This is a genomic window from Methylophaga sp. (genome assembly GCF_030651745.1).
This window is the reverse complement of the sequence record NZ_JAUSCC010000140.1, coordinates 1-26,054: the sequence shown is the minus strand read 5'-3', so window position 1 is coordinate 26,054 and position 26,054 is coordinate 1. Positions and strand designations below refer to the sequence as shown.

Sequence of the window (26,054 nt, the reverse complement as noted above, 5' to 3'; positions counted from 1 at the left end):
ACATGAAGTCAATCACAGCCTATCATCAGCGTACCAAACATAGCTTGCAACATGGCTATGCACGAGGACCTGAAACCTTAGATTGGGATGACCAACCCAATGCGTTTCGTTATTTTGAAGGTTGTCCGAACATCAAGTTACCCGCACCCGGTCAGCAGCGAATGGTGAGCTGGTCACAGATACACGCCAACACGGTCAAGCCCGCTGAGCTTAATCTGGAAAATCTAGGCTTATTATTAGAACTGTCGTTTGGCTTATCTGCGTGGAAGCAGGTGGGGCCGGACCGGTGGGCAGTACGTAATAATCCATCCAGTGGTAATTTACATCCAACCGAAGCCTATCTCATTACAGAGAATGATCAGCTGTTACCAGCAGGTGTATATCATTATGTCAGCCATGACCATATGCTAGAACAACGCTGTCTTTTTGAAAGTCACGTTGTTTCAAATCAATTATTAATCGGTTTAAGCTCAATACATTGGCGTGAAGCATGGAAATATGGTGAAAGGGCATATCGATATTGTCAGTTAGATACGGGACATGCCGTTGCCGCGATACAGTACGCTGCTGCCACATTAGGTTGGCGCGTTGAATTAGTAACAGGTTTTTCGGATGACGATATAGCACAGATATTAGGCTTAAATCGTACTGACGACTTTGTAGCCAAAGAATATGAAACCGCGGAGCTTATCTGTCGCATTAATTACAATAATGAAGCAGAACCTACACACAAACCAGACTTATTAACCTTGGCTGAAGATGGAAAGTGGCAGGGTAAAGCCAGATCATTAGGTGCCTGTCATGTATTTGACTGGCCAGTGATTGAACAAGTCTCACAAGCCACTCAAAAACAGCCTGCAGACACTGAATATGATCCTGACGCACCACAGAAATGGCATGCAGGATCTGCTCAACTGCTTGAAACAGATTCAACTGAATTAGCCATAACATTAATACGCCAACGTCGCAGTGCCCAGCGTTTTATCCCTAATATGACTGCAATGCGCCAGCCAGCATTTTTTAGGATGTTATCGGCCTTATCAGTCCGTAATAATGTTGTATTAGGCAGTTGGCCGTGGGCGCCAGCCGTACATCTGTGTTTGTTTGTCCACAATGTTGAAGGTTTGGCTCCAGGTTTGTATTGCTTGCCACGATCAGAGTTGGGCATTAACACCTTAAAACGAAGTATGAAACCGGAGTTTCTCTGGCAGCCAGTAGCGGCTTTTCCTCAGCTTTATTTGCTGTATCAGGCTGATGTGAGACACGTTGCCAAGAAGCTATCGTGTCATCAGGCAATCGCTGCGGATGGCGTTTTTAGTTTGGCAATGATAGCGGAGTTTCATCAAAACATTCATCAGCAAGCCTGGTATTACCGGAGGCTGTTTTGGGAATGTGGCCTATTGGGACAAATCTTATATTTAGAAGCTGAGGCCGTTAAGTATAGAGGGACAGGTATCGGCTGTTTTTTTGATGATGATGTTCACCGTATCCTTGGCATCGACACTGATGAACTGCAGAGCCTATATCATTTTACCGTTGGTGAACCTTTTGAAGATGCACGTATTGAGACATTGCCAGCTTATTATCATCTGCAGTCGCAACGTTAGTGCCCCGACTTAGCTCGACATATCTGAAACCCGCTTCAGGCTCAAACTGACAGCAGCTGAGCGCTTGAATATACAAGTTAAAGCCGCCAGTTTGAACACCCGTTACTACTAGGTAATCGGTAAGATTAAGCTCATTAACTATATTTTATGAATAAGTTCATACACTTTGTATTCAGTATCATGGAGTACATTTTCTACTGTAGGGACTAGCCCCATAGCATTTTCAACACAAGTCAGTTTGATATCGAATTTGCTTGAATAGAGAGTGGTGATTTCACTATCGATAAGTGAGGTGGTGGTGGATTGTTCAATATCTTCAACGGTTAGCAAAAATATATTGCAGCTAGTGGGTATTAATGTGTGTAGATGGTGGATATACGGCTGGCGTAAATCTTCCGGCAAGGCGGTTAAGGCGGCGCGATCATAAACACTATCAATATGGCCTAAATCGCTTTGGCTTAAAGCAAAAAAATCACCACATAAGATACTGATATTTTGGTGTTGCCACAGAGTGAAAAGTCCGGACTTTTGTTGTGTAGAGACCAGGTTATTTTCTTCAAAAAAAGCACGGACGGCGATGGGACTTAATTCGACTCCAATCACCTGATGACCTTGTTGGGCAAGCCATAATATATCAAGGCTTTTTCCACATAATGGGATAAACACCCGGCTGTTTTTATTGGCGTCAAATTGAGGCCAATATTTTGTTAATAGGGCATTGACGGATGTTTGATGGAAAGCGGTATGGTTTTCTTGCCATAGTTGCAACCAGAGATAGTTGTCACGTGTATTAGACATTCAGTTTTTCCTTATCAATTACTCTCAGGAAAATGATGTGTTCAGATCAACACGCAGTCTAATGAGATAGTTGGGAGAGGGTTACGCTCAATTAATCTTCAGGACCAAAGCACTTTGCATAATCAGTGCATACTTCACAGGAAGGCGCACGACAAAGGTAAATACCCTCGGCATCGCATAGCTTTTTGTAGATGAATTTTTTCCATTTCATGTTTTTGCTGTTGCTTTCAGCTAATTGAGGAAAGTTGTAACTGATTAAGGCGCTAAGTTCTGAACGTTGCCATAGACCAAGATCCTCCCATAAGTGATCAAGTCCCATGCAGGCGATGACGATTATGCTGATGATCCAATCATTTTCTTGATCACGGGTTCGGCTGTAAGCTTGTAATAACTGGATCAGATCATCTATTTCAGGCATACGGCGATAATCAGGCACGATACCTGATACCGCTTTTGTTGAAATGTCAGCATCAGCAAAATAGAACTGACACAAGGCCTTAAACTGTTCTGGTTCCAGTCCTATAAAATCAGGTAGCACACTATTACCGGTTAACCATGATGCAATTATTTTTGCCAGCCAGGGTTGATTTGGACTGGGGTGTGTTGTCGTTAACAGTCGCTCAACAATGTCTTCTCTACTGTCTGTCGGGAGGGCAGAGTGCGTGGCCGTTAAGGGGGGGAGCATCGTTTATTTGACCTAGTATTCGATGCGAATATCTTCATCACGTACAATCATTTGGCATGCTAAACGCCATGGTGTTGGTAGATCGTCAACGATCATCTGTTCCATTTCAGCTTTTGATAATTTTCCCATGGAGCTTAATACGGATTTTTCTTTTTCAGTGAGTGGGCCACCCATTAAGCCTTTGTCATCCAAGCTGGTGACTTTGACAACACAGGTGCCACACTCGCCATCTTCGCATTCAAAATCAATGGGAATTTTATTTTCTCTGGCTAATTTCAAGATAGTTTGGGTGTGGCTGCCAGCAGTGGCATAGACGGATTTATCTTTGTATTCTGGACTGGTAAAGGTTACGACGGCCATGGTGATCTCCTTGGGATATAGATGAGTTATTGCTCAGGCTGGTTTAACTGAAATATTGCCGCCTAAGACTTGTGCCTGACAGGCCAGGCGATTGTGTTTGCCAGCCATGTTTTCTCTTAATATTTTGTCTTCGAGCACGGAGGGTTCACTTAGGTTTTGGTAGCCTTCAGCGACTTTCATGATGCAGGTGCCACAATCACCTTCACGGCAACCATAGGTAATGCCGGCCCCCACTTTTTCAGATACTTCAATGATGCGTGTTCCGGCAGGAACAGAGACAGTGATATTAATATCTTCAAAGGTTACGTTTGCTTTTGCCATGAGGTTATCCTTGGTTTTATTATTAAAAAATCAGACTAGTTCAGCAAAATCGATCATTTTGGCTTGTCTCAGCCCCATGAGTTCTTCTGCTAATTCATGTCCAAATCGGGTGCAGTTTTCTAGCTCTTCGTCGGTCGGTATCAATTTGATACGTAAACCTTTAATCGGAACACGTAGTTTCAAGCCGCGTAAACGATCTTCAACAAGGGTGACTGCTTCACCTGTCCAACCATAGGATCCAAATACGCCACCAAGTTTGTTTTTCAGATTGATAACGGTGAGTGATGACAGCAGATCCCAAACGGGTTTGACCGAGTCACCGTTAATGGTTGGTGTGCCAAATAAAATGCCATCAGCATCTTCAATCAGATCAATGAAAGGCTCTATTTCACTGCCTTCCAAGTCATAAAGTGAGGCACGAACATTGGCAACAGACATAGCACCTTCATAAATTGCTTCTGCCATTCGGCGTGTACTGCCATAAGAACTGATGTAAAAAATCAGTAATGTTTTCTGATTTTGCAAACTTTCTATAGCAAGCGATGGCTGTGACATCTCGTGATAACGTTGTACATAACGCATGGGACGATCCCGTAAGATCGGGCCATGCGTTGGTGCAATCAGATCCGGTTGTAATGGTTCGATTAGTTTCAATGCACGAATCACGTATTCTTTGAACGGTCGCATGATGTGTGCGTAGTAATATTCAAACGAAAAACGAAAATCACCAGATAGATCATTGAATAGCCGTGTATCACAGAAGTGACAACCAAAGACATCACCTGAGAATAAGGTTTTTTCTTCAGGTAAATAGGTGCACTGGGTGTCTGGCCAATGTAGATAGGGCGTATGCAGGAATCTAAGCGTGCGATCTCCTAGTGAGACTTCATCACCAGTGAGAACAGGGGTGTAATTTAAGTTTTCCTGTTTTAATAATGCCTTCAGCATCGATTGTGCTTTTTGCGAGATATAAAGCTGTGCTTGTGGTGCACGACGCATTAACTCTGGTAAAGCACCCGTGTGATCGGGTTCTAGATGGTTTAAAACGATAACTTTGATTTCAGAATAGTCGGCTACTGAACTGAGTCGACTAAAGAAATCATTTGAAAAGTTTTCTTTGACAGTATCGATGATGGCAACACCTTCACTGCCACGAATCAAATAGGAGTTATAGGTAGTGCCATTGGCTGTTTTTAGAATAATGTCAAAGTTGCGTAAAGTAGGATCAAACGCTCCAATCCAATAAACACGCTCCGATATTGCTACAGCAGTTGGTGTGTTTGACTCACCAAGGGCATCGTCAGCTTTAACCATGAGCGGCTACCTTGTTGTGTGTTTTTGGGCAATTTTCTAGATCAGAAGTGTCACGATTACTGTTCAGACCAATCCAGTGTTCTATGTCTTGTTTATTAAAACCGGCGCGTTTTTCATTGCCAACTTGTATCAATGGACGGCGAATTAATAATGGATCAGACAACATCACATTGATTGCTTGATGCAGATCTAATGCTTCTGGGTTGATAATGCCTTGTTTAATGGCTGGTGCACTGCGATTAAACCATTCACTGACTGGCAATTTATTAAGAAAAGTCATTAGATTTAACGGGTTTTCAGACCAGTTTTCAGTAAGCAGGTTTTTTGCAATTACACAGTGCCCGGCTTCACGAAGCAGTTTTTTTTGCTTTGTGTTGTTAATGCAGCCGGGCTTCTCGTAAAAAATGATTTGTGCCATAGCTAATGTGCTTGCAGTTCAGCCATGGCTTCTGCCATTTTTTCAGGTGGTATACCGGTTAATGAACCTGGCGGATTAACAGCTTCGTTGGCAGCATTCAAAATTGCACCTTCAATCGGACAGATACTTGCACACTGCGGCTCTGCAAAGTCACCTTCACATTCGGTACATTTTTTACTATCAATTAAAAAATGCGGTGCCGCTTCATAAATAGCATCACTGGGACAGACGGGTTCACAGGCAAAACAATTTACGCATGAAGCAATGATTGATAAGGCCATAGGTCACACTCCTAAGCTGAGATACGTCGTTGCTCAGTTGAATCATCCAGTTTTCCTGCAGCCACCATTTCAAGGTAGACAGCCATAACGGCTTGTTCGATGTCTTCCATGGCATGTTCACCATTAGGCTGGATACCGGCTTGTTCTAATTGCTCCCATGGTTCATAACCAATTTTTGAACAGAGCACGACTTCACAACCCGCTAAAGTGCGAATATTACGTTCCAGTGCTGTTTCAGCATCACCACAGCTGTCATCACCACTGCAATAAAGCTCTGTTTTACGATGACTGATGAAGCGCACCCCAGTTGGTGATGCTTCATAAATTAAGAATTCTTTGGCATGACCAAAGTGCATGTTGACCAAACTCTGACCACTGGTTGCAACTGCCATTAACACTGGACGAGTGGTGAGTTCAGGCACATCTGGTTTGTGTTGTTCTTTAGCCAGACGTTTCTCATTCATTTCAGCTTCGATGGCCTGGTGAATCACTTTGCGTTTTTCCATCGCTGCCTGATAATCGATGTCCATCTCTTCAATTTTATCGAGCGTGAATTCATCACCACGATCTTCACCTAACATGCCCACAGCATCAGCTCGACATTGACGACAATGACGCATCATGTTCATGTCACCAGAGCAGGCATCCTGTAGATCCTGTAGCTCATCAGCTGTTGGCCCGCGTTGTCCCATCACACCATAGAATGTGCCGTGTTCTGCTTCAGCAATAAGTGGCATCACGTTATGCAGGAAAGCACCTTTTTCTTTTACAACACGGCTAACTTCAGCAAGATGTTGATCATTAACACCTGGAATCATGACGGAGTTAACTTTTACTAAAATGCCTTTGGCAACCAGCATTTCCAAGCCTTTCTGTTGTTGTTCAATAAGTATTTTTGCAGCTTTTTTGCCTTTGATCCGGCGGTTGTTCCAGTAGATCCAAGGGTAAATTTTTGCGCCCACCTCAGGATCTAAACAGTTGATAGTGATCGTTACATGATCGATATTGTGTTGGGATAATTCTTCAACAGCATCAGGCAGGGCCAGGCCATTGGTAGAAACACATAGCTTGATATCAGGTGCCTGTTCGCTGAGCATTCTGAATGTTTCAAATGTACGTTCTGGGTTAGCTAATGGATCACCGGGGCCAGCAATGCCTAATACCGTCATTTGAGGTATGTTTGCTGCAACAGCCATGGTTTTCTTAACTGCCTGATGTGGTGTAAGCAGTTCGGATACGACACCGGGTCTGGACTCGTTGGCGCAGTCATATTTTCTATTACAGTAATGACATTGAATGTTGCAGGCTGGGGCAACAGCCACGTGCATACGTGCGAAATAATGATGTGCATCTTCTGAATAACAGGGATGATTTTGCACTTTTTCACGAATGTTATCTGCAAGATGGGCTAACTGATCGTCGGTTGAACCACATGAGCCGGCTGAGCAGCCACCCTTACTTTCAGTTGCAGGTTGGTCATTGAGTACTGGCAGTTCCATGAATACACCTCTTGAGTTTTTTTGTACAAGGTATATAGCAGGGGGTGTGCCAATATTTAACTATATGTTTTATAAGGGAAATGTATTTTTTGTTTATTCAGATTGTCTTACAACTAACAATGCAAATGTGGTGTTTTGTTTGAATAGATACAAATAGCAAAGGCTATCTAATCGAAGAATGATGTTTAAATTTGTTTAAGATTTATATTCAAGGTTTGAATGCGATAGGCAATTTGACGTGGTGTCATATTAAGCAATCTTGCTGCTTTAGCCTGTACCCAACCACTTTGTTCTAACGCTGCGATAACGCGTTCACGATCATCAAGGTTTTCATCCTGAAGATCGACATTAAGTGTTTGTTGCTGTGAAGCAGGGGCCAGGTTAATTTTATCGTCAAGGCCACTTAGGCTGATCACATCACGATCAATGATGCCGTCGTGACTCATAATGGCAGCCCGTTCGAGTCGGTTTGCCAGCTCTCGTACATTACCTGGCCAGTTATATTTCATCAGAATACGTAAGGCACTCTCTTTGATTTCTAGTGGTCTGCCACCTTGTTGCCTGGATAAACGATCAAGAAGAAATTTAGATAATTCTGGAATGTCGACGATTCGGTCACGCAGTGCAGGCATATGGATTGGCATTACATTAAGACGATAATACAAGTCTTCTCTAAATGTACCATTGGCGACGGCCTGTTCTAAATTACGATTAGTGGCGGCGATAATTCGAATATTAGTGGTAAGCGTTTTGCTGCCACCAACACGCTCAAATTCACCTTCCTGTAGGATACGTAACAGTTTTGCTTGGAAAGAAGCTGATATTTCACCAATTTCATCAAGAAAGATGGTGCCATTATCAGCAAGTTCAAATCGGCCTTTACGCATGCTGACAGCACCACTAAAAGCGCCTTTTTCGTGACCAAATAATTCTGATTCAAGTAAGGTGTCTGGAAGGGCGGCACAGTTCAGTTTCAAAAAGGGTCCGTTGCTGCAACTTGAATTAAAGTGAATGGCATTGGCAACCACTTCTTTACCCGTACCTGATTCACCGCGAATTAAAACGGTAGTGTTCCATTTGGCTACTTGGCGGATAACGTCAAATACTTTGAGCATTGGTTCTGAATGACCAATAATATTTTCAAAACGATAATTTTTGACTAAGGTTTGTTTGAGATTGTCACGTTCAGTTGTGAGTTCTTCATGTTTTTTCTCGATAGTACGCAGTGTGTTTACACTATGAGCAATCAGTTTTGCAATCATTTCGAGAAAGCGGGCTTTTTCTCCAAGAAATTCAGCATTATCTGGCTGTACAGTAAGCACACCAACAACCTGGCTTTCGTCAGCCATTATTGGAGAACCGATAAAGGGTAACTCCATATCATATATATCAAGGCGACTGGCAAAACGTGGCTCGTCAGATAATTTATCCACAACCAGAGTCATTTCAGCATCTAAGATAGTACCGACTAAACCTTCACCTGCTTTATATTTTATTGAGGTATCTATATTTTCTGCATGGACTTCGCAGACGCTAAGACTATCGTTTGTCATATCGCGTAAGGTGACCATGCCGGAAAGCATATTGGCTTCAGTATGCAGCACTTGAAGAATTTGACGGAGTGTTGCCCTTAACTCTAAAGTGCCATTTAATATTTGGCTAACTTTAAATAAGGTTTCTAATTCAGTTTCGATTAGATAGCAACGATCATTCATGCATCATACTCACTTAAATAATCGTCGTAATTAATCGACTGGGAAAGTAAGAATAAATCTGCAACCATCTTTATAGTTACGGTCTATTTCAATACTACCGTTCATTTGATATACGATTTCTTTTGCCATCACTAAGCCCATACCTGCTTGTGTGCTACCTCTTTTCAACGTTGAATAAAACGGTTCAAAGACTTTAGCGTGCTGATTAAGGGGAATGCCTGGCCCTGTATCTTCGAGATATACAACAACTTTGTCGTTGGATGTATGGGTCTTAATTCGAATACATCGTTCAATAGCATTACTGTGATTTATTGCATTAATGGCGTTATCAATCAATTGCTTAAATAACATTCTTAATTTGTTTTCAGCACCTATAATCTTTGGTAAAACGGCTGAAGGCGCCCATTCAATAACAATACTATTGGCTAAAAATTTCGAATTATTAAGTGACAATATTTCATGAAGAATCTGGTTTAAATTAACCGGTATAACGGCTGCTGTAACAATTTCAGGAACACAGTTATCTAACGTTTTAACGGTGTTGAGGCAGCTTGTTTCCAGCTGTTTCAGTAAATCAAGTAAGTGACCATGTTCATTTTTTTGTTGCATTAAATTAATGGCCGCTTGAATTTGATTAAGCGGTTGTCTGACTTGATGAATCGTGCCCAGTAACGTTTCTCGAATGCTGCGGATTTGTTCTTCTTCAGATAACATTATTTTGAGTGAATTCAGATGAATTTTTTCTTGTTGCTGTTTATGATTCGTTATATTCGAAATACTTAATAACAAGTAATGTTGACGGGTATCTTCAAAAAAGTTGCTTGCGGTAATAGCCTGTTCCTGAAAAATTTTACTGGAACATGAAAACCACTGCGGAGCATGGTTGAGTCGGCCGTCTATTCTGACCTCATAGTTATTAATGCCTTCAGGATGTTTTGCTAAATAGCTATGAATATTCCCAAAATCTTGTGTCAGTAAATCAATAAACAGGTTGGCTGGTTCTTGATTGTCGAGATCACTTACCAAAGATTTGTACTGTAAGTTGTCCATTACAACGCGGTTATTTTCGTCTATAACAACCATCGCCACGGATGAGGCATTGATCACCGATTCGATCAGATGCTTTTGATTTTCCAGCTTTTTCTTGGCTTGATAGTGCTCTGTAATGTTGTGATGAATGCCCAAATAGTGAGATATGTTCTTTTCTGAATCTAACATAGGAGCAACTGTCAGATCAGCGATATAGGGTTCACCATTTTTTTGTTTATTTAACAGCTGGCCATGCCAGATTTTTTTCCGGCTAATGGTATGCCATAAATCATAATAAATATGTCTGGGTGTTTTTTTATAGGATAAAGCCGACTGGTTTTTGCCTATGAGCTCATCAGCCAGATAACCGGTTGCTTCACTGAATGCTTGATTAACGTATTGAATATTGGCTTTTTTGTCGGTAATGGATATGGCAACAGGTGCTTGTTCAACGGCTTCAACAAAAAACCAGGCTGGCAATAGTTTTTTTTGTTTATTGCTGATTTTCGTGATGATATTGCCTTGGCTGGCACTCAACAGGCCCGGTTCAAGATCGTTGATGATCTTTTCAATTTCACTTTGAATTTCCAGATATTTCAGCGAGGTTTTTTCCATAGCTTGCCATTACCTTGTATGCACTGAATTTAAACGAAGAGACTGTCGTTTGAGTCAATTTTAAGAACAACACCTTTGCTATAGCTGTTGCATTGCAATTTCAACGCCACAATTTGTGCGGTTATATCAAATCATCTAGCAATCCTTATTTATCCTCTCTTAAAACAAACCATGGTCTTATTCCACGCGAATAATAATTGTCGTGTTTGCTACAAAAAAACCTAATGATCAGTAATTTATGTGCTTATTACGACATGAATATGCACAAAAAATGGATGTGGAACGCACAAAATTAGTACGGTGTAGCGAGAAGCATGATTTGGCATGGTTGATGCTGAGTTCCAGAAAAACAGCAATCAGGATTGGTCACTGTGACTGAATATTTATTACTTATCTTTGGGACGGCATTAGTTAACAACGTAGTGTTGGTTAAATTCCTGGGTTTATGTCCATTTATGGGGGTATCAAACAAGCTTGATACGGCCTTGGGGATGGGAATGGCAACAACTTTTGTTCTGACTCTGGCTGCAGCAGCCAGTTGGTTACTCGAGCACTTGGTCTTAATACCGTTGGATATTGGCTTTCTCAGAATTATCGGATTTATTTTGGTGATTGCTGCTGTTGTGCAATTTACTGAAATGGTGATTCATAAAACCAGCCCGGTGCTTTATCAGGTTTTGGGTATTTTTTTGCCATTAATTACCACCAATTGTGCAGTATTGGGGGTTGCTTTACTCAATGTGCAGCAGCAATACAACTTTACTGAAAGTTTGTTTTTTGGCTTTGGTGCTGCAGCCGGATTTACCTTGGTAATGATTATTTTTGCAGGTCTTCGTGAGCGTCTGGCATTAATGTCGGTTCCCGAAACTTTTGCAGGTACTCCCATCGCATTTATCACGGCAGGGATTTTGTCGTTAGCCTTTATGGGTTTTGCAGGCCTATATAAATAACCGGGAGGCAATAATCATGTATGTATATTCAGCTATTATTAGCCTCACTTCAGTTGGCTTGGCACTGGGGTTTTTGTTGGCTTTTGCCGGACGTTATTTAAAAGTTGAAAGTAGTCCGGTTGTTGATGAACTTGAAGCATTGATGCCAGGTTCACAATGTGGTCAGTGTGGCTATCCTGGTTGTAGACCTGCTGCAGAAGCCGTTGCTTCAGGTAATGCTCCGGTTACTTTGTGTCCGCCGGGGGGGAGTGCTCTAGCGGAACAGTTTGCCAGAATTTTAGGGGTTGAAATTGATTTAAGAGGCATTGCAGAACCAGAGTTATTGGTTGCTAGAGTGAGCGAAGAAACCTGCATTGGCTGTACGCGTTGTTTCAAAGTTTGTCCTACCGATGCAATAGTCGGTGCACCTAAGCAAATACATTCGGTTGTAGCCGACGCCTGCACTGGTTGTAATAAGTGCGTTGATGTTTGCCCAACCGAATGTTTACAAATGCATCCGGTGGAAATTACGTTGAAAAACTGGCGCTGGCACAAACCTGTTGCTAATGACAAGTTAGAGGCCGCTGCATGACAAACTGGTTGAAGCTATTAAGAATTCGCGGCGGTGTCCATATTGAAGAGCGTAAAGATGCCACGTTAGAGCTTCCTATCGTATCGAGTTTTCCGGTTGCCAAAAAGCTCTATATTCCTTTGCAACAACATATTGGAAAAGCAGCAGAGCCGATTGTGAAAGTGGGGGATAGCGTTTTAAAAGGTCAGCTGTTAGCCCATAGCCAAGGCCTGATTTCTGCCCCCGTGCATGCTCCCAGTTCTGGTGTAATTACCGATATCAATTTTTATCCGGCTCCGCATCCTTCAGCTTTACCGATACGGACAATTGTTATTACCACTGATGGCAAAGAACAATGGATTCAACGTGTTCCTGTAGCTGATCCTTTTGCATTAGAACCGGAAGAAATTTCCGCACGAGTAGCTGCGGCAGGAATCGTAGGCTTAGGCGGGGCAACATTTCCATCGGCGGTAAAGTTGAATTTAGGTCGACAGAATAAGATCCATACCTTACTTATCAACGGTGGTGAATGCGAACCTTATCTGACGTGTGATGATCGATTAATGCAGGAACGTGCAGATGCCATCATTGATGGTATTCGATTGATGTTACATGGCATGGAAGCAAACATTGCCAAAATTGGTATTGAAAGTAATAAACCTGAAGCCATCAGGGCAATGACTAAGGCATGTCAGCCGTATGACAAGATTGAGGTCGTAACGGTACCAACACGTTATCCAATGGGGTGGGAAAAACAGTTAATTCGATTTATGACGGGTAAGGAAGTACCTGCTGAATCACGAACTACTGACATTGGTATGGTTATGCATAATGTGGCGACAGCTTATGCAATTCATCGTGCCCTTAGAAAAGCAGAGCCATTGGTGAGTCGTGTCGTTACCATTAGTGGTAACGCAACTAAAAGACCCATGAATATTGAAGTCGCAATCGGGACGTTAATCTCAGACATATTCGATATTTGTTTGACTGACAAAGAAAATACAGTCCGTATCGTCATGGGGGGGCCCATGATGGGGGAGGCATTACCACATAGTGATATCCCTATTGTTAAGGCAACCAGTGGTGTGTTGGCATTAACTCTTGATGAAATTACCGTTGCTGAAGAAGCGCCATGTATTCGGTGTGCACGTTGTATTCAGGCTTGCCCAGTTGGCTTGTTACCAGTGGATATGGCGAATTTGATTCGGTCTAACCAATTAGATTCTGCTGTAAATATAGGTCTTAAGGATTGTATCAGTTGTGGCTCGTGTTCTTATGTGTGCCCATCGCATATCCCATTAGTTCATTATTTCAAGTATGCCTCGGGTGAGTTGGTCTCACGTCAACAATTGCAGCATAAATCTGAACAGACCAAAAAATTAGCTGATGATCGTCGTAAGCGTTTGGAAAAAATAGAGCAGGAAAAAGAAGAGGAGGCCGCTCGTCGGAAAGCTGAAAAAGAAGCTAGAGATCGTGCCAAAGCAGAACAAGAACAAGGTGTTGCAGTATGAAGGTTCAACCGATTATTGGGCCTCATACTGGTGTTAAAAGTCATGTTAGTGACATTATGCTGCAAGTCATTTTTGCACTGATACCGGCTACTTTGTTTGGCCTGTATTTTTTTGGTTGGCCTGCAATCAATTTATTTGTTATCACGCTGGTATCGGCAGTGGTCTTTGAGTTTTTGTGTTTACGGTTAGCCGATAAACCCACGATCACCCTTCGTGATAATTCAGCACTGTTAACTGGCTGGTTGTTGGCGATGACGTTACCGCCATGGGCTCCCTGGTGGATCGGTGTTGTTGGGGCAGGTATTTCGATCATACTCGGCAAGCATGTGTTTGGTGGCTTGGGCCAAAACGTATTTAACCCGGCAATGTTGGCTCGTGTGGCCTTACTTATTTCGTTTCCGGTTGAAATGACAACATGGGCGAATGTAACACCTTTGTTTACCTCCCAAGCCCCCGACTTTATTCAAGGCCTGCAGATCACGTTCATGGGGTTAGGACAGCCCGATGCTTATACTGGTGCAACGGTAATGGGCCATGTCAAAACTGAATTACTGCAAGATCGTTTATTACCCGAAAGTCTCAACGGAATGTATCAGCAACCTCAGGCATGGCTTGGGTTTATGCCGGGCAGCTTGGGTGAAACTTCAGCACTTTTATTAGCTCTTGGTGGTGTCTGGCTGCTATATAAAGGCGTCATTAAGTGGCAGATCCCGTTTGCCGTGTTATCGGCGGTATTTGTATTTGCATCCGTGTTTCACTGGATAGATCCCCAACATTATTTGAGTCCCTGGATACATTTGAGCTCTGGGGCGTTAATCTTGACGGCTTTTTTTATTGCAACGGACTACGTCACATCACCCAACTCGGCAGTAGGACAATTGGTATTTGGTTTTAGCTGTGGCGGCTTGATTTTTATCATCCGCACATGGGGGGGATATCCTGAAGGTGCTGGTTTTGCAGTGTTATTGATGAATGCAATGACGCCATTAATTGATCACTATATTAAACCTCGGATCTATGGCCGGAATCGTAAAGGTCTACCCTTGGAGAGTGAACAATGAGCAAGTTAGCAGAACTTAAATCACGCGTCAGTTATCAAGGTTTGTTATTGGGTGGTTTTGCCTTGTTGGCCAGTGCACTATTGGGTTTTGCTGATTACAACACGCGAGACGAGATTAACTTACGAATGGAAGAAGATCTGCGTGCCTCATTGGCGCAGGTGATTCCTCAAGTGTTTTATGACAACGATTTGCTTGCTGAGACCACTTATATAGATGCAAGAGGTGCCAACCTGGGAAGCGATCAGGTCTTGGTTTATCTTGCACGCAAGAATGGCAAGGTTAACGCCGTGTCTTTTCGATTGGTTGCAGCGGATGGATATTCTGGTGCTATCTCTCTGATCATGGGTATAGACAAGGAAGGCAATGTACTCGGGGTTCGAGTGCTCTCCCATGCTGAAACACCCGGTTTGGGCGATAAGATTGAAGAGAATAAATCGAATTGGATTTTGAGTTTTAATAACCGCTCATTAGACAATCTGACAAAGAAGCAATGGACTGTAAAGAAAGACGGTGGCGAGTTTGATCAATTCAGTGGGGCAACCATCACACCAAGAGCAATTGTTCATGCGGTGTATCGCGGGCTTGAGTTTTTCAAACGTCATCAAGTCGAATTATTAGCATCATAGGGTGAGTCAGAACATGAGTGCACTAGTCGAAACAATCAAAAAAATCAGTAAAGATGGGATTTGGAACAATAATGTTGTTCTGGGTCAGAACCTGGCATTGTGTCCCTTATTAGCCGTGACGGGTACAGCAACAAATGGCCTGGGAATGGGCTTGGCAACACTGGTTGTTCTTGTATGTTCTAATGCTATCGTGTCACTCAATAGGCATATTATTTCTGCTGAAGTAAGAATTCCTATTTTTGTATTGTTAATAGCTACCTTGGTGACATTAGTCGATATGAGCATGAATGCGTGGATGCATGAAATGCATAAAGTATTAGGGCTTTTTATACCGTTAATTGTAACGAACTGTGCCATTTTGGGTCGTGCTGAATCGTATGCTTCTCGTCAACCTATCCATTATTCAATTTGGGATGGTGTAATGATGGGCTTAGGCTTTACCCTGGTTTTAGTTGTCTTGGGCGCGGCACGCGAAATAACATCAGCAGGTACCTTATTTGCCAATGCCACCTTGTTACTTGGTGACAGTTTTGCCTTTCTTGAACTCAAGTTAATTCCAGACTATCAAGGTTTTCTATTGATGGCATTACCTCCGGGCGGTTTTATCATGCTTGGCTTTATCATCGCGGCTAAACGTATTCTCGATAGAAAATGGGCTATAAAACGCGCTCTATTAGCACCAGTTGTATAGGAGTAACGTATGAACGTTGGTGTATGTTATGCCGAAGCAGAGCGTCAATTATGGATGAGATTAGAAGTACCAGATGGGAGTAATGTTGAAAAAGTAATCGAACTATCGGGGATTTTGAAGCAGTATCCGGAGATCGATCTCAGCAATCAGAAAGTGGGTATTTTTGGAAAAATCGCTAAACTTGATGCTGAGGTTAAAGAGGGTGATAGAGTAGAAATATATCGTCAAATAACAGCAGATCCCAAACTGGTTAAACGCCGGGATACAACAGCCTAAGTTTCACCGACATCCATATCATTCAGAGTTTTATCATATCCCCATCGCCTGAAATAATGTGTTTCTTAATAAAGCTATGAATGCTGGAATAAGGCCAATCAACCGCCTTATCGACATAACCATGTTTCACCGGATTGAAATGAATGTAATCAACATGTCTTTGATAATCCAAATCATCACGGATTAAATGTTCCCAATACCGGCGTTGCCAGATGCCGCGTTCAGATTTTTGTTTTCGTGAGTTATTGATTCGTTCGGTAGAGGGAAGACCGCGAGAAAAATTCGATTTAATCAATCGCCAGCGCGTAGCAAAATCCGCATCATTTACAGGTAAAGTCCAGATAGTATGAAGATGATCAGGCAACACTACGATCGCATCAATATCAAAAGGGTGGGCGAGTTTAACTTTGCGAAATGCGGTTTTTAAAAGATCGATATGAGCAGTCAGCATGATTTATTTCGTTCCAGCAGATTGACCGTGAAGAAATAAGACCCACCGGCAACAAAAGTCCGTCGATATTGCATCAATCACCATCCATGTGATTATAAAAATAAATAAATGTAGGGTAGAGCTTGCGAAACCCAACAAATCCAGAATGTTATTTCATTAATAAAGGGTTAGGCTTTATTCTTCAATCTTACCTACTATTTCTCATTCTCTAACATATTCATAAAATCTACTGCGTCGTTGAAATCAGATCGCTTTATAAGGGCCAAAACTGCAAAAAATCCTAATGATATCGAAATAATAAAAAATTTTAAATCCAGCAGATTGGTGTCATGGTTTAATAGAAAAAGCATTACTGCTAAAAATGCTGTGACTGTATAAGTCATAACTAAAAGTTCAGATATTATTTTTCTAAACCACGATCTCTTATAAATACCATTCCAAATGTACAATTGTGTTTCTAAGTCAAAATATACGATTTTTTTACTAGATGCCCGAAGGTAAATTAGCTCCATAGGTTCATCCTGGGATAAAAGATACTTTATCTCTTCAACAGAATAATTATTATTAGTAAGTGCTCGAAATCCTTTCTCAATAATAAATCTATGTGTATTTGGATTATTTAAATCATCTAAATAGTTTTTAGTGAATTCATAGTCATCTCTGTGTTTTGAGGTTCGTGATAACGTGATTTCATTAACTATTTTGAAAATGCCGAATATCCCAGCAATCGCCACAATGATTGTTAAAAAATTATCCATAATTGATTAATAGTCCAATATCAAACGAACAGTAATAATTCACTTGCTCGAAACTTAACGAATGGCGAATGTTGGGTTTCATTCTTCAACCCAACTTACGGGATTACTGTTTGATTTAGTTTCATATAGTGAAGCCTTACATTTCGATATGACTATTTTTAGGGTTTGGCCAATTCTCTGAAATGAGTGTGTACACTCTCTCAATCCACTCATCGTCTTTAGCTGCAATTTCACCTACGTATCCATTCCCTGCACATAGTGTTTCGATTCTAAAAGCCAGATCATTTGTATTTAGGTTACCAACTTCATCGGATAGATATAACTCTCCGGATTTTGTAACTCTTAGTTGCCGATGTTGAGAGTCATCCTTACTAGCTAAAAGTCTGGCAAGATTATTTTTATTGAATTCCTCAGGGTTATTTAAATCTATTTTCATGCCTTCTACATCTGAAGTTTCAGATTTTATGAGATCTGAAAATCTTGAGTACCTTGTCTGATATAAAAGTCGGATAGTTCCAATATGACCATTGTTATTTTTGGCTATGATGATTTCTGCATTAGCATTATCCATAAAATCATAATCTTCGTAGACTTCTCCTCTGTATATAAAACCAATTATGTCAGCACAGTTTGTTAGGTTTTCGAATTCGGAAAGGTCATTCAAGTGAGGACGCTTATTTGGTCTGTTTTCTACTGATCTAGGTAGAGATACAGTTAAAATTATTGGCAATTGCACCTCCATAGCTAGGTGCTTAAGCTTATGTGCATACTCAGAATATGAAAGGTCCGTGTTCAGAGATTTTTCTCGGTAGGCCAAGTCTTGTAATGAATCAATTATTACCGCTTTGAGGTTGTGCTTTTGCTTGAAATTTATCAACTTAAGACGAAGCTCATCTACAGAGGATAATATGCTTTCATCTATAAATAGTGGAGCTTCATTAAGTAGTGCAATTACTGATGTCAATCTAGGCCAGTCATCATCCTTTAGATTTCCTCTAAGTAGATCATTACTATCAATACTTCCAACTAGAGACATCAATCTCCTTGTCGTATGTTCTACAGGTGTGTTCATCGAAAAATAAGCTACGGCTTCCTTTTCATGAATAGCTATATTCGCAGCAAAATTCAGAGAAAGGGCAGTTTTACCCATTGCAGGCCTAGATGCCAATACGATTAACTCTGCGGGGTGTAAGCCGTCAATAACATAATCTAGATCCGAAATCCCTGTTGATAGGCCGCTACACTTTTCCGAGTCTACTTTTTCAAAAACTGTATCAATACGATCAATTTCTCTTGATAGAACATCCCTTATGCTCAGTAAGCCAGCTCCTTCTCCAACTCTTTTTTTGAATTTTTTTATTTCTGCAATGGTTTTCTTTATTCCTTCAATAACATTAAGGCAAGCTTCATCCTCGTTGTTCCATTTTGTTATTGGGAGGCCATCTGTCGGAAGACCCTGAATCTTCGCAAAGGTTGTTTCATGCCAATCACAAGGTCTTAATATTATTGGCAGAACCACAGATAGATTTGAATCATGTCTTTCTAAGGCTATGGATAATTCTTTTTCATAACAATAATTTGAACCAATAAAGTCTGAACTAACCAGTAAAAGTACTAGATCAGCAGTCCTTATTTTATCGTCAATTTCTCTTTGCCAATCTTTTCCGGGCACAATTGCTCTATCGTTCCACTCATCAATTAGCTTTTGCCTTTTCAGCGTTGCTAAGTGATTAAGAAGCTTATTTTTGAGCTCCTCGTCTTTATGAGAGTAACTACAAAAAACAGAGACAGCGTATTCATCCATAAGCAATCCTTGGCGAATAAAAAAGCCGACATAAAGTCGGCTTTCTAATCAAACAATCAATCCCATTTCAAACCGCCACCGGTTTGATATTCGGTGACCTTGGTTTCGAAGAAGTTTTTCTCCTTCCGCATGTTGGCTTGTTCATCCAACCAGGGCAGGGTGGCTTCTGCGCCGGGGAAAGGTTCTTCAAAGCCGAGTTGTTTGGCACGGCGGTTGGCGGTGTAGCGGAATTGGCCGTGGTGGGCTTCTTTTGAGTAACCCAAAATCGGGTCACGCAGAATGTAGCCTGCGTAGGTTGCTTCTGCTGCATCGGCTTCTTCAAACATGGTCTGGATTTTCTTTGGATCCAGTTTGACGTTTTCTTCTTTGATGATTTGTCTGCACACACGAATACCAAACGAGGCGTGCATGACTTCATCACGCATGATGTATTGCAGCTGTTCGCCAGTACCTTTCATGAGGCCGCGACGTTGCAATGCAAAGATCGGTGAGAAGCCGTTGTAGAACCAGCTGCCTTCGAAAATGCCAGCGAAGAACGCGTAAGACATGACGAAGTTTTCCAGTTCGTCTTTATCACGCAGATCGATATCACTACGCATAACTGTACTAAGACGGTCATTGGCGAGTTTGATCTTTTGGTAAATCTCCGGCACTACGCGATAGCGGTTGTAGATTTCACCTTGGTCCAGGCCGATGGTTTCGATGCAGTGCTGGTAGGTCCAGGTATGCAGCGCTTCTTCATAAACCTGACGGGCTTGGTAAATCTGCAGTTCCGGTGCGGTCATTTTTTCCATAACCGCCAGACCGATATTACGCATCGCAAGAATATCGGAGGTGGTCAGGTATGACAGTACGTTTTCATAAACATGACGTTCTTCTAACGTCAGTTTATGACGGTAGTCGTGAACGTCCTGCGCCATGTTGATATCAAGTGGCGTCCAGTGGTTTTTGTTGGCATTTAAGAAGTAGTTCCACGCCCACGGGTATTTGAACGGGGCAAGCTGATTGATATCAGCTTGTCCATTCACTACACGTTTGTCATCAGCATTAACGGCTTTTGCGTTTAATGGCGGCAATTCACTGACACTGGCTTTGGTTGGCTCAGGCGTGTCGAGTTCATTGGCGGCTTGTTGTGACGGCGGCAACAGTGCGTTGTCAACAACATCGGTTGCCGGTTTTTCGGCAAGTGGATCGTCCCAGTTAAACATTATTGGCAAGCCTCGCAGTCTGGTTCCAAGATTGAACAGGCTTTCGGTGCGTCCATACCTTCACCTGAAATAAAGTCATCTTCTTGTTTGGCAACCGGCTTTAACACAGGTGGTGCAGACGGTTTAGCTGTTGTTGCAGTAGTCGGCGCGGTGCTGGTTTTCTCGGCACCGGTTGCGCCCATTGAACGCAGGTAATAAGTAGTTTTCAGACCACGTACCCACGCCAGTTTGTACAGATTGTCCATTTTCTTACCGGATGGTTCAGCCATGTACAGGTTTAAGCTTTGAGCCTGATCCAGCCATTTTTGACGACGTGATGCAGCTTCAATCAACCAGCGTGCATCCATTTCAAAAGCGGTGGTGTACAACGCTTTCAGTTCAGCTGGAACACGGTCAATCGACAGCAGGCTGCCATCATAGTATTTGAGGTCATTGATCATGACATCATCCCACAAACCGCGTGCTTTCAAATCTTCAACCATGTACGGGTTGATAACAGTGAATTCGCCAGACAGGTTCGATTTAACAAACAGGTTTTGGTAAGTCGGTTCAATCGACTGGCTGACACCACAGATATTCGAGATAGTGGCAGTCGGGGCAATCGCCATAGTGTTTGAGTTACGCATGCCTTGACGTTTGACTTTGTCACGCAGCGCATCCCAATCCATGGTTTTGCTTTCGTCTTGTTGCAGATACTCGCCACGCGCTTCTTTAAGGATCTTGATGGAATCAATCGGCAGAATGCCTTTGCTCCACAAGCTGCCTTCGTAAGATTTGTATTTGCCACGTTCTGCAGCCAAATCAGAAGACGCATCGATGGCGTAGTAGCTGACTGCTTCCATTGATTCATCAGCGAATTTCACGGCTTCTTCGGTGCTGTAAGGAATACGCAGTTTATATAACGCATCCTGGAAGCCCATGATGCCCAGACCAACAGGGCGGTGCAGCAGGTTGGAATGACGAGCTTGCGGCACACTGTAATAGTTGTATTCGATAACGTTATCCAGCATACGCATCGCGGTTTTTACCGTGCGGTTAAGCTTTTCTTTGTCCAGTTTGCCGCTGGCATCAATATGTTGAACCATATTGACCGAACCGAGGTTACACACCGCGATTTCTTGATCAGATGTGTTCAGGGTGATTTCGGTACACAGGTTTGAGCTGTGAACGACACCAACATGTTGTTGCGGGCTACGCAGGTTACAAGGATCTTTGAACGTGATCCAAGGGTGGCCGGTTTCAAACAACATGCCGAGCATTTTGCGCCACAGGTCGGTGGCAGGCATGGTTTTGAAGTTACGGATTTCACCGCGAGCGGCTTTGGCTTCGTATTCAGCGTAAGCTTTTTCAAAACCCAGACCGGTCAGATCATGCAGATCTGGCACTTCTTCTGGTGAAAACAATGTCCATGGACCTTCTTCAGCCACACGTTTCATGAACAAATCAGGGATCCAGTTGGCAGTGTTCATATCGTGGGTACGACGACGATCATCACCAGTGTTTTTACGCAGATCCAGGAATTCTTCAACGTCGATGTGCCAGGTTTCAAGATACGCACAAACCGCACCTTTACGTTTACCACCTTGGTTAACCGCAACAGCAGTGTCGTTAGCGACTTTCAGGAACGGTACAACACCTTGTGATTTACCGTTGGTGCCTTTGATATGAGCACCCAGGCCACGCACACGGGTCCAGTCATTACCCAGACCACCGGCATATTTAGACAGCAGGGCGTTATCACGCATAGCACTGTAAATACCGCTCAGATCATCAGGCACGGTTGTCAGGTAGCAAGACGATAATTGTGGACGCAAGGTACCGGCATTAAATAATGTTGGAGTTGAGCTCATGAAGTCGAAAGATGACAACAGGTTGTAGAACTCAATGGCGCGGGCTTCACGATCGATTTCGTTGATAGCCAGACCCATTGCGACACGCATATAAAAGGCTTGTGGCAATTCAAAACGGGTGCCGTCAAAGTGAATGAAATAACGGTCATACAACGTTTGCAGGCCGAGGTAAGTAAAGCTGAAATCGTTTTCCGGTTTCAAAGCGTTACCCAGGCGTTCCAGATCATATAAACCCAGTTCTGAGTCGATCAGTTCGTTTTCAATGGCAGTGCGAACGTAGGTTTTGAAATAGTCTTTGTATTGATCAGCCATTTCACCTTGTGAGGCTTGGCGAGGTGTTTTGTAAACAAAACTCAATGCTTCACGACGGATGCTGTCCATCAGCAGGCGAGCAGCCAGGGTGCTGTAGGCAGGATCTTTTTCGATAAACGTACGGGCTGACATGATCAGCGCTTTTTCGACGTCTTTTTCAGACACACCATCAAAGATATTACGTTGGGTATCACGCAGGATGGCAGCGTTATCCACTTGAGCAAGGCCTTCACAGGCTTCATCAATCAGGTTGCGCAGACGTTCGATATCTAATGGCTGGCGAGTGCCATCAGCTAACGTAACGTGCAGTGTAGATTCGTTGGCAGGTTGCGGGTGCTTGCGTTCTTCTTCAGCACGTTTTTGTGATTGTTGTTCACGGTAAACCACATACGAGCGGGCGACTTTGTATTCACCAGCACGCATCAAAGCGAGTTCAACCTGATCCTGAATATCTTCGATATGCACGGTGCCACCATCGTCTAACCGACGCAGCAGATTTTCACTGACTTGGCTGGTAAGTTCGGCAACCGTTTCGTGAATACGTCGGCTATCTTTTGCTGCTTGACCTTCGACAGCTAAGAAAGCTTTGGTCAAAGCAACAGCAATTTTGCTGCTATTAAACTCGGTGACTTTGCCGTTACGACGAATAACTTTGTAGCCGGTTTCAGAGGAGGGTTGGGTGTAGTTTTCTGCTTCGCTCGCCATAGTGATTTTCCCTGCATTGTGTGGTAAGACTTAAAAAACGGTAAACCACAACAAATTGTGGTCACAACGTGATTGAACCACAAGATAATGTGTTTTTGAAGTCTTAGCAAGGGGATAAGTTGCACATAAATTGTGCATTAGATGTGGATAACTTTAGGGTGATCGGGCGGTAACTGAGATGTCATGCGCGATCACCGAAAGTGATCCAATTTGGTGATGAAATAAATTATTTTTTTATTGTGGCGGGTATATGAGAACAACTTGTGGTCATTCTCCTCAACGAGCCGGAAAGTACCGACTCGTTGGGAGATGAAAATACCAAAAGTTAGAGGGTTTCGCTCGTTGAGACGGCAGAATTTTCCAATAATTCTTTAACCAAATCGATATCATCTTGATCGTCTGTTTGCACAACGACCGTCCAACGATGTTCCTGACTGGTTTCAATGGTTTTGGTTATCAGCGGATCATGGTCCGGACGGATTGAAATCAAACCCGCCAGCATCATGCCGAAAATCAAACCGAAAAAGATAAATACAATGTAAGTAAACATCGGGCTGGACTGGGTCATTTCAGGGCCACTGGTCACTAAAATCGTCGCTATCAAAATACCGGCAATCATCCCAATCAAACCCAGCCAACCATGTGATTTAACGATGGTTTTGGCAATGCCATGACTCTCGGGTTCAATTTTTTTACTGATATTGCTGTCATCAGGTCTAACAATATTAATGATGCCGGGGGCAATACCATTATCGATGAGTTTTTGTTTGGCCGCTTTAGCCGCTGCTTCATTGTTATAGACGGCAGCTACACGACCAGTATGTTTTTCATCTTGAATTTCTACTTCCATATTCCTTCCTCCTGAGATACATAAACATTATTCATTCGGTGAACTTGATTCAGGTTAGCAGTGTTATCAGCGAATAACGTTTCAAAATCGATAATAAAAGACGTTGTTCATAACAATGTCTTATATAACCATGACAACTGTCAGGATAAACAATTCATTACTCGGCTTGCTTAACCTATGTTTAAGTGCAGTTTATTGGTGTAACTGAAAAAAAGTTGATCCCAGTCAATTATGTGTCGCACTTCTTATGATATTTTGAGTCTGAAATTTGAATGTAAACGTAGCTTAAGCTGTGCGTGTTATCAGATCTGTCTGCAGCATTATTAAACTGGAGTCACCATGGAACTCGATCCGCTCTTACTATCACGAATTCAGTTTGCGTTCGTGGTGTGTTTTCATGCCATCTTTCCTGTCTTTACCATTGGTCTGGCGAGCTTCATTGCTGTATTAGAAGCCTTGTCATTAAAGACCGGCAATCCGTTGTGGCAGCGGCTTTCAAAGTTCTGGATCCAGGTGTTTGCCGTCGTGTTTGGTATGGGTGTGGTGTCGGGCATTGTGATGTCATTCCAGTTCGGCACCAACTGGAGTAATTTTTCCTATTCAACCGCCAACTTCCTCGGACCGGTACTTAGCTACGAAGTTATCACTGCATTCTTTTTAGAAGCCGCATTTCTTGGCGTGTTGTTATTTGGTCGCGATAAAGTCCCACAAGGCGTGCATTTATTTGCCGCGATGATGGTGGCGCTTGGCACCTTTATTTCTTCTTTCTGGATATTGGCCGCCAACTCATTGATGCATACACCGGATGGTCTGGTGCTACGTGATGGCCTTTATTATGTTGTTTCATGGCGCGATGCGATTTTCAATCCTTCATTTGGTTATCGCTTCCTGCACATGGCCGTTGCCTCATTTTTAACCGCTTCCTTTGTAGTGGCCGGCGTTACGGCCTGGTTTGTCATGCAAAAACGCGAGTTGGAAGCGAATAAAAAAGCATTGTCTATTTCATTATGGTTGATTTTGATTCTGGCTCCGACCCAAGTGGTGATCGGTGATTTTCATGGATTGAATACACTCAAACATCAGCCGATGAAAGTGGCGGCGATGGAAGGCAACTGGGAAACCGGAACCGGTGTGCCATTGTTGCTGTTTGCCTTACCTGATCAAGAGAATCAGCAGAATCTTTTTGAAATCAAAATCCCTAAACTGGCGAGCTTTATCTTGACCCATGAATGGGACGGTGAAGTACCAGGACTAAATGAAGTTGCTCCGGAAATGCAGCCCCCTGTGTTTATTGTGTTCTGGGCTTTCCGGGTGATGGTGGCAATGGGATTATTGATGGTGTTATTCGGGTTGGCAGGGCTGTGGTTGCGTAGAGGTGATCGCTATCTTGAAAACAAACCCTTCCTCAATGGTTTACGGCTGATGAGTCTGTCACCGTTTATTGCTGTGTTATCTGGTTGGATTGTGACAGAAACTGGCAGGGCACCCTGGTTAATCTATGAGCAGATGACGCATGCACAGGGATTAACCCCATCACTTACCGGTGGCATGGCCTTGTTTACCTTGATTGGTTATGTGCTGGTTTATGCCATGGTGTTCAGTGCTGGGGTGTTTTATTTGATGAGCGTGTTCCGTGGCGGACTGGAAACAGCCAATGCTGAACAAACTGATTCTGATGTTGAAAAAGCCCAACGGCCGATATCCGCAGCCAATGCCAATTTAGACGGAGGTCTATGATGGAACAGCCATTTGATTTAGTGATTATCTGGGCCGGCATTATTGGCTTTTCGGTGATGATGTATGTGTTGA

Annotated in this window: 25 protein-coding genes; 9 read left to right on the top strand and 16 right to left on the bottom strand. The window is 42.7% G+C overall.

Going from position 1 to position 26,054, the window contains the following annotated elements; genetic code table 11:
• Nucleotides 1-2 precede the first annotated feature (2 nt).
• Nucleotides 3-1,607, top strand: a complete 1,605-nt coding sequence (locus Q7V21_RS15765; RefSeq protein WP_304918187.1) for a SagB/ThcOx family dehydrogenase — start codon at nucleotides 3-5, stop codon at nucleotides 1,605-1,607.
• A 138-nt stretch (nucleotides 1,608-1,745) separates the two neighbouring features.
• On the opposite strand, the gene Q7V21_RS15760 is transcribed toward Q7V21_RS15765, so the two are convergent.
• From Q7V21_RS15760 to nifL, 10 genes are all read right to left on the bottom strand, one after another.
• A complete protein-coding gene (locus Q7V21_RS15760; protein WP_304918186.1) occupies nucleotides 1,746-2,405 on the bottom strand; it encodes a thiopurine S-methyltransferase in 660 nt (219 codons plus the stop codon).
• A 91-nt stretch (nucleotides 2,406-2,496) separates the two neighbouring features.
• Nucleotides 2,497-3,090: a nitrogen fixation protein NifQ gene (locus Q7V21_RS15755; RefSeq protein WP_304918185.1), complete on the bottom strand. Its 594-nt coding sequence runs from the start codon at nucleotides 3,088-3,090 to the stop codon at nucleotides 2,497-2,499.
• A gap of 12 nt (nucleotides 3,091-3,102) precedes the next feature.
• On the bottom strand, nucleotides 3,103-3,450 hold the full coding sequence (locus Q7V21_RS15750) for a 2Fe-2S iron-sulfur cluster binding domain-containing protein (protein ID WP_304918184.1): 348 nt from the start codon (nucleotides 3,448-3,450) through the stop codon (nucleotides 3,103-3,105).
• Between the two features lie 33 nt (nucleotides 3,451-3,483).
• Complete coding sequence (locus tag Q7V21_RS15745; protein ID WP_304918183.1) at nucleotides 3,484-3,771, bottom strand: 2Fe-2S iron-sulfur cluster-binding protein; 288 nt, start codon at nucleotides 3,769-3,771, stop codon at nucleotides 3,484-3,486.
• 30 nt (nucleotides 3,772-3,801) lie between these two features.
• Nucleotides 3,802-5,085 (bottom strand): FprA family A-type flavoprotein, encoded by a 1,284-nt coding sequence (locus tag Q7V21_RS15740; RefSeq protein ID WP_304918182.1) that lies wholly within the window; start codon nucleotides 5,083-5,085, stop codon nucleotides 3,802-3,804.
• Entirely contained in the window at nucleotides 5,078-5,503 is a 426-nt protein-coding gene (locus Q7V21_RS15735) for an ArsC/Spx/MgsR family protein (RefSeq protein ID WP_304918181.1), read from the bottom strand. Before Q7V21_RS15735 ends, Q7V21_RS15740 begins: the two co-directional genes overlap by 8 nt.
• Before the next feature lie 2 nt (nucleotides 5,504-5,505).
• Nucleotides 5,506-5,784, bottom strand: a complete 279-nt coding sequence (locus tag Q7V21_RS15730) for a ferredoxin (protein WP_304918180.1) — start codon at nucleotides 5,782-5,784, stop codon at nucleotides 5,506-5,508.
• Nucleotides 5,785-5,795: 11 nt separating this feature from the next.
• The gene (gene nifB, locus Q7V21_RS15725; protein WP_304918179.1) at nucleotides 5,796-7,283 is read right to left on the bottom strand and encodes a nitrogenase cofactor biosynthesis protein NifB; all 1,488 of its coding nucleotides are present in this window, start codon (nucleotides 7,281-7,283) and stop codon (nucleotides 5,796-5,798) included.
• Between the two features lie 185 nt (nucleotides 7,284-7,468).
• Nucleotides 7,469-8,998: a nif-specific transcriptional activator NifA gene (gene nifA / locus Q7V21_RS15720; RefSeq protein WP_304918178.1), complete on the bottom strand. Its 1,530-nt coding sequence runs from the start codon at nucleotides 8,996-8,998 to the stop codon at nucleotides 7,469-7,471.
• A gap of 30 nt (nucleotides 8,999-9,028) precedes the next feature.
• Nucleotides 9,029-10,642, bottom strand: coding sequence for a nitrogen fixation negative regulator NifL (nifL, locus tag Q7V21_RS15715; protein WP_304918177.1), 1,614 nt, complete (start codon nucleotides 10,640-10,642; stop codon nucleotides 9,029-9,031).
• A gap of 371 nt (nucleotides 10,643-11,013) precedes the next feature.
• On the opposite strand from nifL, the gene rsxA reads away from it, so the two are divergent.
• From rsxA to Q7V21_RS15680, 7 genes are read left to right on the top strand one after another with little or no spacing between them, the layout of a single operon-like run.
• Complete coding sequence (gene rsxA, locus Q7V21_RS15710; protein WP_304918176.1) at nucleotides 11,014-11,592, top strand: electron transport complex subunit RsxA; 579 nt, start codon at nucleotides 11,014-11,016, stop codon at nucleotides 11,590-11,592.
• A gap of 16 nt (nucleotides 11,593-11,608) precedes the next feature.
• Nucleotides 11,609-12,163, top strand: a complete 555-nt coding sequence (rsxB, locus tag Q7V21_RS15705; protein WP_304918175.1) for an electron transport complex subunit RsxB — start codon at nucleotides 11,609-11,611, stop codon at nucleotides 12,161-12,163.
• Nucleotides 12,160-13,653, top strand: coding sequence for an electron transport complex subunit RsxC (gene rsxC / locus Q7V21_RS15700; protein WP_304918174.1), 1,494 nt, complete (start codon nucleotides 12,160-12,162; stop codon nucleotides 13,651-13,653). The genes rsxB and rsxC overlap by 4 nt, the downstream gene beginning before the upstream one ends.
• Nucleotides 13,650-14,714: an RnfABCDGE type electron transport complex subunit D gene (locus Q7V21_RS15695; protein ID WP_304918173.1), complete on the top strand. Its 1,065-nt coding sequence runs from the start codon at nucleotides 13,650-13,652 to the stop codon at nucleotides 14,712-14,714. The genes rsxC and Q7V21_RS15695 overlap by 4 nt, the downstream gene beginning before the upstream one ends.
• A complete protein-coding gene (gene rsxG, locus Q7V21_RS15690; protein ID WP_304918172.1) occupies nucleotides 14,711-15,340 on the top strand; it encodes an electron transport complex subunit RsxG in 630 nt (209 codons plus the stop codon). The genes Q7V21_RS15695 and rsxG overlap by 4 nt, the downstream gene beginning before the upstream one ends.
• Nucleotides 15,341-15,353: 13 nt before the next feature.
• Nucleotides 15,354-16,031 (top strand): electron transport complex subunit E, encoded by a 678-nt coding sequence (locus Q7V21_RS15685; RefSeq protein ID WP_304918171.1) that lies wholly within the window; start codon nucleotides 15,354-15,356, stop codon nucleotides 16,029-16,031.
• Between the two features lie 9 nt (nucleotides 16,032-16,040).
• Nucleotides 16,041-16,307, top strand: coding sequence for an RnfH family protein (locus Q7V21_RS15680; RefSeq protein ID WP_304918170.1), 267 nt, complete (start codon nucleotides 16,041-16,043; stop codon nucleotides 16,305-16,307).
• A 22-nt stretch (nucleotides 16,308-16,329) separates the two neighbouring features.
• On the opposite strand, the gene Q7V21_RS15675 is transcribed toward Q7V21_RS15680, so the two are convergent.
• The 6 genes from Q7V21_RS15675 to Q7V21_RS15650 form a co-directional block, all read right to left on the bottom strand.
• Nucleotides 16,330-16,758 (bottom strand): transposase, encoded by a 429-nt coding sequence (locus tag Q7V21_RS15675; RefSeq protein WP_304918169.1) that lies wholly within the window; start codon nucleotides 16,756-16,758, stop codon nucleotides 16,330-16,332.
• Between the two features lie 194 nt (nucleotides 16,759-16,952).
• Nucleotides 16,953-17,516 (bottom strand): hypothetical protein, encoded by a 564-nt coding sequence (locus Q7V21_RS15670; RefSeq protein ID WP_304918168.1) that lies wholly within the window; start codon nucleotides 17,514-17,516, stop codon nucleotides 16,953-16,955.
• A gap of 136 nt (nucleotides 17,517-17,652) precedes the next feature.
• Nucleotides 17,653-19,320: a DnaB-like helicase C-terminal domain-containing protein gene (locus tag Q7V21_RS15665; protein WP_304918167.1), complete on the bottom strand. Its 1,668-nt coding sequence runs from the start codon at nucleotides 19,318-19,320 to the stop codon at nucleotides 17,653-17,655.
• Between the two features lie 56 nt (nucleotides 19,321-19,376).
• On the bottom strand, nucleotides 19,377-20,528 hold the full coding sequence (locus Q7V21_RS15660) for a ribonucleotide-diphosphate reductase subunit beta (RefSeq protein WP_304918166.1): 1,152 nt from the start codon (nucleotides 20,526-20,528) through the stop codon (nucleotides 19,377-19,379).
• Entirely contained in the window at nucleotides 20,528-23,395 is a 2,868-nt protein-coding gene (locus Q7V21_RS15655; RefSeq protein WP_304918165.1) for a ribonucleoside-diphosphate reductase subunit alpha, read from the bottom strand. Before Q7V21_RS15655 ends, Q7V21_RS15660 begins: the two co-directional genes overlap by 1 nt.
• Before the next feature lie 325 nt (nucleotides 23,396-23,720).
• On the bottom strand, nucleotides 23,721-24,245 hold the full coding sequence (locus Q7V21_RS15650; RefSeq protein ID WP_304918164.1) for a hypothetical protein: 525 nt from the start codon (nucleotides 24,243-24,245) through the stop codon (nucleotides 23,721-23,723).
• 339 nt (nucleotides 24,246-24,584) lie between these two features.
• On the opposite strand from Q7V21_RS15650, the gene Q7V21_RS15645 reads away from it, so the two are divergent.
• Complete coding sequence (locus tag Q7V21_RS15645; protein WP_304918163.1) at nucleotides 24,585-25,982, top strand: cytochrome ubiquinol oxidase subunit I; 1,398 nt, start codon at nucleotides 24,585-24,587, stop codon at nucleotides 25,980-25,982.
• Nucleotides 25,983-26,054 lie beyond the last annotated feature (72 nt).